The sequence below is a fragment of the Stenotrophomonas sp. 05N423 genome (assembly GCF_056397145.1).
The window spans coordinates 196279-210363 of sequence record NZ_JBFTMV010000001.1; the positions used below are offsets into that span (position 1 = coordinate 196279).

The 14085-nt window shown below is 69.0% G+C and carries 9 protein-coding genes; 5 read left to right on the plus strand and 4 right to left on the minus strand.

Annotated elements, in window-relative coordinates:
- Positions 1-16: 16 nt before the first annotated feature.
- Positions 17-877 (minus strand): PhzF family phenazine biosynthesis protein, encoded by an 861-nt coding sequence (locus tag AC1DGW_RS00905; protein ID WP_478018772.1) that lies wholly within the window; start codon positions 875-877, stop codon positions 17-19.
- A 214-nt stretch (positions 878-1091) separates the two neighbouring features.
- On the opposite strand from AC1DGW_RS00905, the gene AC1DGW_RS00910 reads away from it, so the two are divergent.
- The 4 genes from AC1DGW_RS00910 to AC1DGW_RS00925 all read left to right on the plus strand — a co-directional run bounded on the left by AC1DGW_RS00910 (position 1092) and on the right by AC1DGW_RS00925 (position 7444).
- The gene (locus tag AC1DGW_RS00910; protein ID WP_478018773.1) at positions 1092-3701 is read left to right on the plus strand and encodes a bifunctional aspartate kinase/diaminopimelate decarboxylase; all 2610 of its coding nucleotides are present in this window, start codon (positions 1092-1094) and stop codon (positions 3699-3701) included.
- An 81-nt stretch (positions 3702-3782) separates the two neighbouring features.
- On the plus strand, positions 3783-5135 hold the full coding sequence (gene murL, locus AC1DGW_RS00915) for a UDP-N-acetyl-alpha-D-muramoyl-L-alanyl-L-glutamate epimerase (RefSeq protein WP_478018774.1): 1353 nt from the start codon (positions 3783-3785) through the stop codon (positions 5133-5135).
- Positions 5116-6522, plus strand: coding sequence for a UDP-N-acetylmuramoyl-L-alanine--D-glutamate ligase (gene murD / locus AC1DGW_RS00920; RefSeq protein ID WP_478018775.1), 1407 nt, complete (start codon positions 5116-5118; stop codon positions 6520-6522). Before murL ends, murD begins: the two co-directional genes overlap by 20 nt.
- A gap of 124 nt (positions 6523-6646) precedes the next feature.
- Positions 6647-7444, plus strand: a complete 798-nt coding sequence (locus AC1DGW_RS00925) for a dienelactone hydrolase family protein (protein ID WP_478018776.1) — start codon at positions 6647-6649, stop codon at positions 7442-7444.
- Between the two features lie 125 nt (positions 7445-7569).
- On the opposite strand, the gene AC1DGW_RS00930 is transcribed toward AC1DGW_RS00925, so the two are convergent.
- Positions 7570-7818 carry a helix-hairpin-helix domain-containing protein gene (locus AC1DGW_RS00930; RefSeq protein ID WP_478018778.1) on the minus strand — a complete coding sequence of 83 codons (249 nt, stop codon included), beginning with the start codon at positions 7816-7818 and terminating at the stop codon, positions 7570-7572.
- Positions 7819-7824: 6 nt separating this feature from the next.
- Positions 7825-8823: a polyprenyl synthetase family protein gene (locus AC1DGW_RS00935; protein ID WP_478018779.1), complete on the minus strand. Its 999-nt coding sequence runs from the start codon at positions 8821-8823 to the stop codon at positions 7825-7827.
- A 176-nt stretch (positions 8824-8999) separates the two neighbouring features.
- Between AC1DGW_RS00935 and AC1DGW_RS00940 the strand changes: the two genes are divergently transcribed.
- On the plus strand, positions 9000-10613 hold the full coding sequence (locus AC1DGW_RS00940) for an alpha-glucosidase (RefSeq protein ID WP_478018780.1): 1614 nt from the start codon (positions 9000-9002) through the stop codon (positions 10611-10613).
- A 467-nt stretch (positions 10614-11080) separates the two neighbouring features.
- Here AC1DGW_RS00940 and AC1DGW_RS00945 read toward each other — a convergent pair whose 3' ends face one another.
- Positions 11081-13843: a TonB-dependent receptor gene (locus AC1DGW_RS00945; RefSeq protein WP_478018782.1), complete on the minus strand. Its 2763-nt coding sequence runs from the start codon at positions 13841-13843 to the stop codon at positions 11081-11083.
- Positions 13844-14085: the final 242 nt, after the last annotated feature.

Here is a 14085-nt window from a genome sequence, read left to right on the forward strand (position 1 = left end):
TCCGTAGGGGAGGGGGTTACCAGTCGAGATGGCCGTCGATGACCGGCTGCACCTCGCCGCCGATCCAGACATGGCCATCGGCGTCGACCTGCACGTGGACCTCGCCGTTGCGGCCGCGCTCGCGGCCCTGGCTGGCGCGGTACTGCTGCCCCGGCGCGAGCCGGCCCTGTGCGAGCAGGTGCGCGGCGACCAGCGCGTTGGCGCTGCCGGTCACCGGGTCCTCGTCGACGCCCACGCCGGGGGCGAAGGCGCGCACCACGTACTGGTAGCCGACATCGGGCCGTGCCGCCGGGGCGAACACGGCGAGCTTGCCGTTGCCGGGCAGGGCGGCGATGGCGGCCAGTTCGGGCCTGTAGCGGCGCAGCGCGGTCTCGTCGGCTGCCTCCAGCAGCCACCAGTCCGGGCCGTTGTTCCACAGTGCCGGTTCCGCGGCCGGATGCGCCAACGCGGCCAGGCCGGGCGGCAGCGGCGGCGCGGCGATGTCGCGCTGCACTGCCTGCGGGCTGCGCACGTGCAGCAGGCGGAAACGGCCGCTGCCCTGCACGCGCACCGGCAGCCGGCCGGCGGCGCATTGCTGGACCAGCTGGCGTTCGTCGTCGGGCGTGGCCAGGCCCAGTTCCACCGCGGCCCAGGCCGCGCCGACGCTGGGATGGCCGGCGAAGGGCAGTTCCATCTTCGGGGTGAAGATGCGGATGCGGTAGTCTGCGCCCGCCTCGGGCGGCAGGAAGAACACCGTCTCGGACAGGTTCAGCCACGCGGCGATGGCCTGCATGGCGGCATCGTCCAGGCCATCGGCATCGATCACGGCGGCCAGAGGGTTGCCGGCACCGGGGCGGGCGGCGAAGACGTCCAGTTGCAGATAACGGCGTGCGGTCATGGCGGCGGGAGGGGCGGGGCGGGCCAGCATAGGCCGGGCGCGCCTCCATCGCGAGCATTGCGCGGATGCGGGCAGGTGCCCATGGACGGCAGGAGTACCGGCGATGCAATGCTGTCGCCCGGAACCGGCGGCTCCGCGGGACGGGGCATGGCTATAGAATCGGCGGTTCCGCCCGCCCGTCGGGTCTTTCTCCCCAATGTGAACCCCCACGCCAATGTCCTCTTCCCCCCTCGTCGATCGCTGGATCGTTCTCAAGTTCGGTGGCACTTCGGTGTCGCGTCGTCATCGTTGGAACACGATCGGGGAACTGGCGAAAAAACGTGCGGACGAGACCGGCGGCCGGGTGCTGGTGGTGGTTTCCGCGTTGTCGGGCGTGACCAATGAACTGACCGCCATCGCCGATGGCGCCGCCGACAGCCATGCGCGGGTCGCCGCGCTGGTTGCGCGCCACAACGAATTCCTCGCCGAGCTGGAACTGGGCACCGAGGTGCTGGCCGGACGGCTGGCGGCGCTGCAGGCGCTGCTCGACGACCCGCGCGCGGCCGTCCGCCCGCTGGACTGGCAGGCCGGGGTGCTGGGCCAGGGCGAACTGTTGTCCTCCACCATCGGCGCGGCCTATCTGCGCGGCAATGGGCTGGATTTCGGCTGGATGGACGCGCGCCAGTGGCTGCACGCGCAGCCGCCGGCACCGAACCAGACCGAGTGGTCGCAGCGCCTGTCGGTGAACTGCCAATGGCAGGGCGATGCGGATTTCCGGCAGCGCTTCGCGGCGCAGCCGGCGCGCATGCTGATCACCCAGGGCTTCATCGCCCGCCATGGCGACGGCGGCACGGCGATTCTCGGCCGCGGCGGCTCCGATACCTCGGCTGCGTACTTCGGCGCGCTGCTGCGCGCCAGCCGCGTGGAAATCTGGACCGACGTACCGGGCATGTTCAGCGCCAACCCGAAGGACGTGCCCGACGCGCGCCTGCTCACCCGGCTGGACTATTACGAAGCGCAGGAAATCGCCACCACCGGCGCCAAGGTGCTGCATCCGCGCTCGATCAAGCCATGCCGCGACGCCGGCGTGCCGATGGCCATCCTCGACACCGAGCGCCCGCACATGCCGGGCACCAGCATCGACGGCAGCGCCGAGCCGGTGCCGGGGGTCAAGGCGATCAGCCGCCGCAACGGCATCGTGCTGGTGTCGATGGAAGGCATCGGCATGTGGCAGCAGGTCGGCTTCCTCGCCGACGTGTTCGACCTGTTCCGCAAACATGGCCTGTCGGTGGACCTGATCGGTTCGGCCGAGACCAACGTCACCGTCTCGCTCGACCCGTCCGAGAACCTGGTCAGCACCGACGTGCTGGCGGCGCTGTCGGCCGATCTCTCGGAAATCTGCAAGGTCAAGGTGATCGTGCCGTGCGCGGCCATCACCCTGGTCGGCCGCGGCATGCGCTCGCTGCTGTACAAGCTCTCCGACGTGTGGGCCACGTTCGGCAAGGAGCGCGTGCACATGATCAGCCAGTCGTCCAACGACCTGAACCTGACCTTCGTGATCGACGAGGCCGACGCCGACGGCCTGCTGCCGATCCTGCACGACGAGCTGATCGACAGCGGCGCCATGCCGGTATACGAGGAACAGGTATTCGGCCCACGCTGGCGCGAGATCATCGGCAGCGTGCGTCCGCGCGCGACGCCATGGTGGCGCGCGCCGGCACAGCGCCGGCAACTGCTGGAGCTGGCCGCGCAGGGCACGCCGCGCTACGTCTACCACCTGCCGACGGTGCGCGAGCGCGCCCGCCAGTTGAAGGTGGTGGCGGCGCTGGACCGCCGTTACTACGCGATCAAGGCCAATCCGCACCCGGCCATCCTGCGCGCGCTGGTCGAGGAAGGCTTCGGCCTGGAATGCGTGTCGCTGGGCGAGGTCGAGCACGTGTTCGCCGCGCTGCCGGAGCTGTCGCCGTCGCGCGTGCTGTTCACCCCGAGCTTCGCGCCGGTCGCCGAGTACGCGGCCGCGCTGGCGCGTGGCGTCAACGTCACCGTCGACAACGTCGAACTGCTGCGGCGCTGGCCGGAGGTTTTCCGCGACCGCGCGCTGTGGCTGCGCATCGACCTGGGCCATGGCGATGGCCACCACAAGAAGGTCAACACCGGCGGCAAGGAGGCCAAGTTCGGCCTGTCGGCGCAGCGCGTGGACGAGTTCCTCGACGTGGCGCGCGGCATCGGCGTGCGCGTCACCGGCATCCATGCGCACCTGGGCAGCGGCGTGGAGAACAGCGGCCACTGGAAGCAGATGGTCGACGAACTGGCCGGCTTCGCGCGCCGCATCGGCAGCGTGGAGATCCTCGACATCGGCGGCGGCCTGCCGGTGCCCTACAGCGACGACGACGAACCGTTCGACCTCGATGCCTGGGCCGCCGGCCTGGCCGAGATCAAGGCGGTGCACCCGGCGTTCCAGCTGGCGGTCGAGCCGGGCCGTTTCCTGGTTGCCGAGGCCGGCGTGCTGCTGGCGCGGACCACCCAGGTGGTGGAGAAGGACGGCGTGCACCGCATCGGCCTGGATGCCGGCATGAACGCGCTGCTGCGCCCGGCCCTGTACGACGCCTGGCACGACATCGCCAACCTGTCGCGGCTGGACGATGCGCGCGACGTGGATTTCAGCGTGGTCGGCCCGATCTGCGAATCCAGCGATGTGTTCGCGCAGCGGGTGAAGCTGCCGTCCACCACCGTGCCGGATGACGTCATGCTGATCGCCGACGCCGGCGCCTACGGCTTCAGCATGGCCAGCCACTACAACCACCGCGCGCTGCCGTGCGAGGACATCATCGACGATGCGCCATGATGTCCGTGCCCCGCATGCCGCTTCGTTCTACCGCGCCAGCCCGCCACCGCACGCAGCGCCCCGCTTGATTCCGGATACGCCATGACAGCTTTCGACAAAGACCAGGTTTCCCGCTTCCGTTTCGTCCGCTGCGATTTCGCCGCGGATACCGGCGTGGCGCGGCTGGTGTACGCCTTCGACGACGGTCCGGAGATGACCGAGACCGTCACCGTGCCGGGCGCGCCGTTCCGATTGGACGGCGAGCGCGCGGCGGCGGTGCAGCGCGCCCTGCGCCTGCTGCACCTGATCGCCGGCGTGAGCTACTACAAGGCGGCGGTGCCGGAGCAGGTATCCATCGACAGCTACGCGATCGATGCCGATACCGCGGCGCTGGTGGAAGCGGTCTACCTCAACGGCCTGGGCGAATTCGCCTACCGCAACGGCCTGAACCTGCGCGGCCGGTTCAAGCTGCCGGTGGGCGTGCAGGCGGAGCCGGCGCAATCGCTGGGCCTGCGCGGACATGCGCTGGTCGCCATCGGCGGCGGCAAGGATTCGCTGGTCAGCATCGAGGCGCTGCGCCACGCCGGCGTTGGCGAGACCGTCACCTGGATCGGCGGCTCGCAGCTGATCCGCGCCTGCGCCGAGCGCACCGGCCTGCCGATGCTCAACATTGGCCGTACGCTTGCGCCGGAACTGTTCGAACTGAACCGGCAGGGGGCGTGGAACGGCCACATCCCGGTGACCGCGGTGAACTCGGCGATCATGGTGCTGGCGGCGCTGGTGCAGGGCGTGGACCAGGTGGTGTTCTCCAACGAGCGCTCGGCCAGCTACGGCAGCCAGATTGCAGGCACCGGCGAGGTCAACCACCAGTGGTCCAAGGGCTGGGCGTTCGAGAAGGCGTTCGGCGAATACGTGCAGCGGCATGTCGCCGCGGACCTGCATTACTACTCGCTGCTGCGCCCGCTGTCCGAGCTGGCGGTGGCGCGGCAGTTCGCGAAGACCGACTACTACGACGCGCACTTCTCCAGCTGCAACCGCAATTTCCACATCCTCGGCGAGCGCCCGGTGAATCGCTGGTGCGGCGTCTGCCCGAAATGCCATTTCGTGTTCCTGGCGCTGGCGCCGTTCATGCCCAAGACCCGGCTGGTGCGCATCTTCGGCCGCAACCTGCTCGACGACGGTGAGCAGGCTGGCGGTTTCGACGCGCTGCTGGAGTTCCAGGACCACAAGCCGTTCGAGTGCGTGGGCGAGGGCAGGGAGTCGCGCGCGGCGATGGCGACGCTGGCCGCGCGTCCGGAATGGAAGGAAGACGTGCTGGTCAAGCGCTTCGCCAGCCTGATCCAGCCGACGCTTGCGGCCGACGAACTGAAGATCGAACCGCTGCTGGTGATCGATGGCGAGCACCGCATCCCGGCTGCCCTGTGGGAGCGCCTGCGTGCGGATTTCGCAGCTTGAGGGCAGGCGCGTCGCGCTGTGGGGCTGGGGCCGCGAAGGCCGCGCGGCCTACCGCGTGCTGCGCGAACGCCTGCCTGCGCTGCCGCTGACGCTGTTCTGTCCCGAGGCAGAAGCCGAAGGCGCGCGCGCCGAGACCGGCGGTGCGCTGCAGGTGGAAACCGACGTGACCGGCGCAGCCCTGTCGCGTTTCGACGTGGTGGTGAAATCGCCGGGCATCAGCCCGTACAAGCCCGAGGCATTGGCCGCTGCAGCAGGTGGCACGCAGTTCATCGGCGGCACCTCGCTGTGGTTCAGCGAGCACGCGCGCGCCAACGGCACGCTGCCCGGTACGGTGTGCGTGACCGGCACCAAGGGCAAGAGCACCACCACCTCGCTGCTGGCGCACCTGCTGCGCGCGGCCGGGCACCGCACCGGCCTGGCCGGCAACATCGGCCTGCCGCTGCTGGAGGTCCTGGACCCGCAGCCGGCGCCGGAGTACTGGGCGGTGGAGCTATCCAGCTACCAGACCGGCGAAGTCGCGCGCAGCGGCGCGCGGCCGGACGTGGCGATCGTGCTGAACATTTTTCCCGAGCACCTGGACTGGCATGGCAGCGAGCAGCGCTACATCGACGACAAGCTGGCGCTGGTGACCGGCGGCCATCCGCGCGTGGCGGTGCTCAATGCCACCGACGCCCATCTGTGTGCGTTGCAGCTGCCGCACAGCCAGATCGTGTGGTTCAACCAGCCCGAAGGCTGGCACATGGTCGGGGAGGTGGTGCACCGCGGTGCGCAGCCGGTGTTCGATACCTCGGATACACCGCTGCCGGGCCGTCACAACCGCGGCAACCTGTGCGCGGTGCTGGCGGCGCTGGAAGCGCTGGGGTTGGACGCAGTCGCGCTGGCGCCGGCGGTGCGCAGCTTCCGCCCGCTGCCCAACCGCCTGCAGTTGCTGGGCGAGCGCGACGGCCTGCGCTGGGTCAACGATTCGATCAGCACCACGCCGCACGCCTCGCTGGCGGCGCTGGACTGCTTCGCCGGGCAGCGCATCGCGCTGCTGGTCGGCGGCCACGACCGCGGCCTGGACTGGCAGGATTTCGCCGCGCACATGCGCGATGAGGCGCCGGTGGAGATCGTCACCATGGGCAGCAACGGCCCGCGCATCCATGCCCTGCTGCGGCCGCTGGCCGATGAAGGCCGGTTCGGCCTGCATGCCGCCAGCGACCTGCCGCACGCGGTCGAACTGGCGCGCGCCGCGCTGGGCGCGCAGGGCGGGGTGGTGCTGCTGTCGCCGGGGGCGCCGAGCTTTGGCGCCTACAAGGACTACGTGGCGCGCGGCCGGCACTTTGCCGCACTGGCCGGCTTCGACCCGGACAGCATCAGTGCGATTCCGGGGCTGGGCATCGCTTGATGGTGCAGGCTGTAGCGCCGGGCAGCGCCCGGCGGGGCATTCCCGGTGAAGCCCCGACAGGGTTGCGTCCCCTTCCTGCCGCATGAGGCATAGACTCGCGCCATTCCCCAACCGGAGTGGCCCCATGCGAACCGTTCGGCAGTGGCAGTTGGCGTTACTGGTGGTGTGCGCGTCGGCGGCGATGCCGGCGCTGGCGAAGATGCAGCAGCGGCCGGTGGAATGGCAGCTGGACGGTGCCCGCTACAGCGGCGTGCTGGTCTATGACGACAAGGGCGATGCGCGGCGCCCGGGCGTGGTGATGGTGCCGAACTGGCGTGGCGTGAACGCCTCGGCGATCGAGAAGGCCGAACGCATCGCTGGCGACGATTACGTGGTGCTGGTGGCCGACGTCTACGGCAGCACCGTGCGGCCGAAGGACAACACCGAAGCGGCCGCCGCCGCGCAGCCGCTGCTCAAGGACCGCACCCGCCTGCGCGCCCGCGCCCATGCCGCGCTGGAGGCATTGAAGGTGCAGGCCGGCAAGGCGCCGCTGGACGCCTCGCGCATAGCCGCGGTCGGTTTCTGCTTCGGCGGCAGTACCGTGCTGGAAATGGCGCGTGCGGGCATGCCGCTGGCCGGCGTGGTGAGCCTGCATGGCGGGCTGGCGTCGCCGGCGCCGGCTGCCGCGCACAGCGGCAAGGTGCCGATGCTGGTGCTCAACGGTGCCGCCGACCAGGGCGTGACGGTCGAGGACATCGCCGGTTTCGGCAGGGAAATGGACGCCGCCGGCGCCGACTGGCAGTTCGTCAACTTCAGCGGTGCGGTGCACTGCTTCGCCGAGTCCGACGCCAACAGCCCGCCGGGCTGCGTGTACGACCCGCGGGCGGCCAGGCGTGCGTGGAAAATGATGGGCAACTTCCTGGAAGAGCGGCTGGGCGATTGAGCGCCGGGCTTCCCGCAGGAGTGGCTTCCGCCGCAATGGGGCGGTTTCGACCGTAGCGGATACCCGCTACGGTATTTCGACAAGGCCCGTCGCGGCTGATGGCCTGGGGCCACCCGGAGCCGTTCCTACGCGTGGCCGCGTGCTGCGGTGATGGCCCCTTCGATCGCGGCGCGGGCCTGCGGGCTGTTGCGCCAGCAGCTGCTGCCGAGCATCGCCGAGGCCTGGGCGACGATGTCGCCGGGTTCGGCCTGCGCCAGTTGCCGCAGCGTATGAAAGCCCAGCTGTTCCAGCCGCGCCACCACGGTGGCGCCGACGCCTTTCACCGCCAGCAGCACGGCGCGTTCTTCGTCGCCGAAGCGTTGCAGGTCCGTCACCCGGGTTCAGTGGCTGCGCTCGACCGCGTAGCGGGCCAGGCCGCGCAGGGCGGCGACCGCGTCGCTTTCGGGCAGGCCGTCGAGCGCGCGTTCGGCGGCGTCGGCGTATTCCACCGCGCGCTGGCGGCTGTATTCCAGGCCGCCGGTCGCGCGGATCGCGGCCAGCACTTCCGGCATCGCCCCGGCGTCGCCGTCCTGCACGATTTCGCGCAGGCGCTCGCGCACGGCGGCGTCCGAGTGCGCCATCGCGTGGATCAGCGGCAGCGTCGCCTTGCCTTCGGCCAGGTCGTCGCCCAGATTCTTGCCCAGTTCCTCGGCGTTGGCCGAGTAGTCCAGCACGTCGTCGGCGATCTGGAACGCATAGCCCAGGGCCATGCCGTAGTCGTACAGCTGCTGCTGCACGGCCTCGCCGGCGCCGCTGGCCAGCGCGCCCAGGCGGGTGCCGGCAGCGAACAGCACCGCGGTCTTGCGCTCGATCACGCGCAGGTAGGCGGCCTCGTCGGTGTCCGGGTTGTGGACGTGCAGCAGCTGCAGCACCTCGCCCTCGGCGATGCGGTTGGTGGTGTCGGCCAGGATGCGCATCACCGGCATGCGGTCCAGCTCGACCATCAGCTGGAAGCTGCGCGAGTACAGGAAATCGCCTACCAGCACGCTGGGCGCATTGCCCCACAGCGCATTGGCGGTGCTGCGCCCGCGGCGCAGGTCCGATTCGTCCACCACGTCGTCGTGCAGCAGGGTGGAGGTGTGGATGAACTCGATGATCGCCGCCAGCTGGTGGTGCTCGGGGCCGGCGCCGCCGGCGGCGTGGCCGGCCAGCATCACCAGCATCGGCCGCAGGCGCTTGCCGCCGGCGGAGATGATGTGGTCGGCGATCTGGTTGATCAGCACCACGTCCGAGGACAGGCGATGGCGGATCAGGGCATCGACGGCGGCCATGTCCGGGGCGGCGAGGGTCTGGATGGCGGGCAGGCCCAGCGCGGGGCGGAGGTCTTCGGCGATGCTCATGCGATGGCGTCGGGGGGCGTGGGGCAATTATAGGCGGTGGCGCCGACGACCGGGCGTGAGCGCCCGCGCGGCCGTGAATACGTATGCACTGCGCGCCATGGCTCCGGTGCCGCCGCTAAGCTGGCCGGGTTCATCCATGCCCCGCCGAGGGCACGCACAGCCCGGAGGGGCGCTCGATGTCGAACACTCCCTGGTGGCGGGGCGCCGTCATCTACCAGATCTACCCGCGCAGCTTCCTGGACACCGACGGCGATGGCGTCGGCGACCTGCCGGGCATCATCGACCGGCTCGACTACATCGCCTCGCTGGGCGTGGATGCGATCTGGGTGTCGCCGTTCTTCCGTTCGCCGATGGCCGATTTCGGCTACGACATCGCCGACCAGCGCGATGTCGATCCGCTGTTCGGCACGCTGGACGACTTCGACCGCCTGCTGGCGAAGGCGCACGCGCTGGGCCTGAAGGTGATGATCGACCAGGTGTTCAGCCACACCTCCGACCAGCACGACTGGTTCCGCGAAAGCCGACAGAGCCGCGACAACCCCAGGGCCGACTGGTACGTGTGGGCCGATGCGCGTGCCGACGGCACGCCGCCCAACAACTGGCTGTCGATCTTCGGTGGCGTGGCCTGGAAGTGGGAGCCGCGCCGGCGCCAGTACTACCTGCACAACTTCCTGTCCTCGCAGCCGGACCTGAATTTCCACAACCCGGCGGTGCAGCAGGCCACGCTGGACTACGTGAAGTTCTGGCTGGACCGCGGCGTCGACGGCTTCCGCCTGGATTCGATCAACTTCTGCTTCCACGACGCGCAGCTGCGCGACAACCCGGCCAAGCCGGAGAGCGAGCGCGTGGGCCGCGGCTTCAGCCCGGACAACCCCTATGCGTTCCAGTACCACTACTACAACAACACCCGGCCGGAGAACGTCGGTTTCCTCGAACACCTGCGCGCGCTGCTGGACCAGTACCCGGGGGCGGTGACGCTGGGCGAGATTTCCTCCGAGGATTCGCTGGCGACCACCGCCGAGTACACCGCGCCGGGCCGCCTGCACATGGGCTACAGCTTCGAGCTGCTGGTGGACGACTACAGCGCCGGCTACATCCGCGCCACGGTGGAGAAGCTGGAAGCGACGATGGGCGACGGCTGGCCATGCTGGGCCGTGTCCAACCACGACGTGCAGCGCGCAGTGACGCGCTGGGGCGGCACCCCGGCCGAGCCGGCGATGGCGAAGATGCTGGCCGCGCTGGTGTGCTCGCTGCGCGGTTCGGTGTGCATCTACCAGGGCGAGGAACTGGGCCTGGGGGAGGCCGACGTGCCGTTCGAGGCGCTGCAGGACCCCTACGGCATCACCTTCTGGCCGAACTTCAAGGGCCGCGACGGCTGCCGCACGCCGATGCCATGGACCTGCGCCGAACTGGCCGGTTTCAGCAGCGGCACCCCGTGGCTGCCGATTCCGGCCGAACACCGCGCGCTGTCGGTGCAGGCGCAGGAAGCCGCGCCTGAGTCGGTGCTCAACGCCTTCCGCGCCTTCCTGGCCTGGCGCCACACGCAGCCGGCGCTGACGGGCGGCGCGATCCGCTTCCTCGACAGCGCCGAGCCGGTGCTGATGTTCGAGCGCACGCTTGAAGGCGAGACCCTGCTGCTGGCGTTCAATCTGTCGTCCGCACCGGTGCGGCATGTGCTGCCGGCCGGCCCGTGGCAGGTGCTGGACGTCCCCGGCCCGGTTGCCGGCCATGTCGAAGACGGCGGACTGGTGTTGCCGGCACACGCGGTGTACTGCGCGCGGCGCGGCTGAGCGGCTCGATACGCGATGTAGTGGAGGGGGCGGAGAGCGATCTCCGCCCCTTCTGCATTCCGCATCCCGCAGGAGTGCACTTCAGCGCGCGATATGGCCTTCCCCGGCAAAGCCCCATCGCGCACTGAGGTGCGCTTCTGCGGGGCGATGCTCCGTCGTCCACCAAGGTACGGATCGGCATGGGGACGACCGCGTGGCGTGATCCGCTGGGGCGTGCAGCGGTGCCTGGAAACGAGCTGCCGGTGCGGTGTCCGTGATGCGCCTGGCCGATGACTTGCCGTCATCTGCCGCAGGAACGCAGGTAGCGGCCGTTGGTCGGCTTCCATCACTTTGCCGGCAGCAGACAGCAATGCTGGACGTGGGCGATGTCACGGCAGTCGCGGTCGCCGGATGGGGGCGGGCGCGCCCACGAAAAAGCCCGCTGCTTGCGCAGCGGGCCTGGGTACTGCGGAACAACCGGCGCCGGATCAGAACTTGTAGTTCACGCCGATCTGGTAGCTGCGGCCCCATTCCACGGTTTCCAGCGGACGGTCCTTGCTGCCGGCATAGGTCTCGTACTTCGAGTTGGTCAGGTTGCTGGCCTGCAGGAACAGGCTCAGGCCTCTGAACATCGTGCCATCGCCGAAGCTGTAGCCCAGCTGCGCGTCCAGCACGTTCTCGCCCTTGACGTAGCGCAGGGTGCGGTTGCCGTTGAAGTTGCCGATCTCGCCGATGAAGTCCGAACGCTTGCGCTGGTTCAGGCGCACTTCGAAGCCGTCGTTCTCGTAGTAGGCGGTGAAGTTGTACACGCGCTTGGACAGGCCCGGCAGCATGATCGGATCACTTCCGACGCTGGAAGTGGTGCCCGGATCCGGTGGGATGTGGATGTTGCTGTCGTTGAAGCTGGCGCTGGCGACCACACCGAAGCCGCGCAGGGCGTCGGCGAACAGGTCCAGCGGCAGCGAGGCGGTCAGTTCCGCGCCGCGCAGGCTGCCGCCGCTGCCGTTGAACGGCGCGGTGTAGTAGCCGGTCTTGTCCACCACGATGCCGGGCGGCAGGGTGATGCCGTTGGCCAGCAGCCACGCGTCCACCTGCGGGGTGAAGTCGTAGCCGTCGCGCTTCTCGGTGTAGATGTAGGTCTTCAGGTCCTTGTAGAACACCGCGGCGGCCACGTAGGCCTTGTTGCCGAAGTACTTCTCCCAGGACAGGTCGACCGCGTTGGCGAGCCACGGCTTCAGGTTGGGGTTGCCGCCGCTGGCGCCGGGCTTGCCGGTGTTGGTGTCCACGCCGAATTCCATCGACGCGCGCATCTCATCCACGCGCGGGCGCGCCACCTGGCGGGCCAGGGCGAAGCGCACGGTGTTCTCGGCCGGCAGTTCGAAGGCCAGGTTCATGCTGGGCAGGAGCTTGAAGTACTTGCTGCCTTCGTGGATCGGGATCACCTGGCTGCCGACCGGCTGCGAACCATCCCAGTAATTGGAATGCGAGGACTGGTCCACGCGCTGGCCCTGGATGCCGATGTTGCCGCGCACCGGGATCGAGCCGATCTGGGTGCTGATGTTGGCGCGCAGGAACATCGTGGCGATCTCTTCGTCCACGGTCCACTGCTTGGGAATCAGATAGCTTTCGGTGGTGGTCGGCTTGAACACCATGTACTTGGCGACGGCGGCCGGAACGTTCCAGGCCGGGATATGGCCGGCGCCGGCGAAGCCCAGGTTGACCGGCGCGTACTGCAGGTCGGAGGCGATGCTGGTGATGCCCTGCGCGCCGAGGTTGATGTTGCCTTCGGCCTGGGTCTTGTCCTTGCTGCGGTCGGCGTAGTTGAACCCCACGTCGATATCGTTGAACCAGCTGAAGCTCTGCGGTGCCGGGAAGTTTGCGGCCAGCTTGAAGCCCTTGAGTTCGTCGTCCACGTGCGGGGTCTTGCCGTAGCCCGAACCGTAGATGGTGTTGGTCAGGTACAGCTTGCCGTAATCGGAGTAGTCCAGGCCCGGGGTGAACTGCGGGAAGCTGCCGCCGGCGAAGTTCAGCTTCACCGAATCCAGCTGCGGCGCCGGCAGCAGCTGCAGGTTGTTCTCCAGGTTGATCTCGTCGCGCACGGCCTTGGACCAGCTGACGTCGGCCACCACGCGCACGTCGTCGAAGGTGAATTCGTTGTTCCAGCCGAAGGCCTTGATGCTGTCCTCGCGGTGGTTGTACATGCCGCGCACCAGCGGATAGACGTTGTGCGCGACACCGCTGACGAAGCTGCCGTTGCTGGTCGCCACGTCGGTGAGATACAGCGGGTCATAGCCGCCGTTGTAGCCGCCCAGATGGATCTCCAGCTGGTTGGCGGTGTCGTATTCCCTGGCCTTGGTGTAGAACGCGTCGAGCGTGCTGGTCCAGGCGTTGTTCGGGCGGAACTGCAGGGTGGCCATCACGCCATCGCGCTTGGCGTTGCCGGTGCGGCGCAGCGCCTTGATGCCGTCGGAATAGAACGTGCCTGCGGCCACGCCCGGGCGCCAGTCGTTGCCGCCCAGCGCCTGCCACGGCTCGTACAGGCCGACCTGGTTCTCCTGCTTGGCCATGTCCGAATGCGAATAGCCGATGGCCAGGCCGATGGTGTCGTCGGCGAACTTGTCCACGAAGCTGACATTGAAACGGTTGCCGTAGGGATCGACGCCGGCGGCCTCGCCCAGCGAGTTCTTCTGGTAGCGTCCGCTGATCGCGATCACGCGGCCGCCGTAGCTGAGCGGACGCACGGTCTGCATGTCCAGCGTGCCGGACAGGCCCTGGCCGATGAGGCCGGCGTCGGGCGTCTTGTACACGGTCACGCCGCTGATCAGTTCTGACGGGTACTGGTCGAATTCCACGCTGCGGTTGTCGCCGGTGCTGACCATCTCGCGGCCGTTGAGCAGGGTGGTGGCGAAGTCCGGCGACAGGCCGCGCACGCTGATCACCTGGGCGCGGCCGGCAACGCGCTGGGCGGCCAGGCCGGGCAGGCGGGCGATGGATTCGGCGATGCTCACGTCCGGCAGCTTGCCGATGTCCTCGGCCGAGACGGCTTCGACGATCGAGGTGGCATCGCGCTTGACCGAGATCGCGCTCTCGATGCCGCGGCGGATGCCGGTGACGGTAACCGTATCCAGGTCGACGACGTCGGCCTTCTTCTGGCCTGCGTCCGTGGTGCTCTGCGCATGGGCGCCGCTGGCCTGCAAAGCCAGCGCGGATGCGAGCGCCACGCTCAACAGATTGCGCTTGGTGTTCAACATTCTCCCCTCTCCCAGGTGATGTCGTTTGGTCGTTCTTGTGTGTGCCCGGATCGGATTCCGGGCCTTCGTCGCCGATGCGATGCGTCTGATTGCGACTGTCATGCATGGTAATCAGCAGGCAACGTCGTGGAATCGGCCTGCATACGTATTCAATGCGCCGGTCCGCGCCGTATCCGCCGGGTTTCTGGATGACAACGATGGCAACGGCGCCTCGAGGGCGCCGTTGTCGGGATTGCCGCATG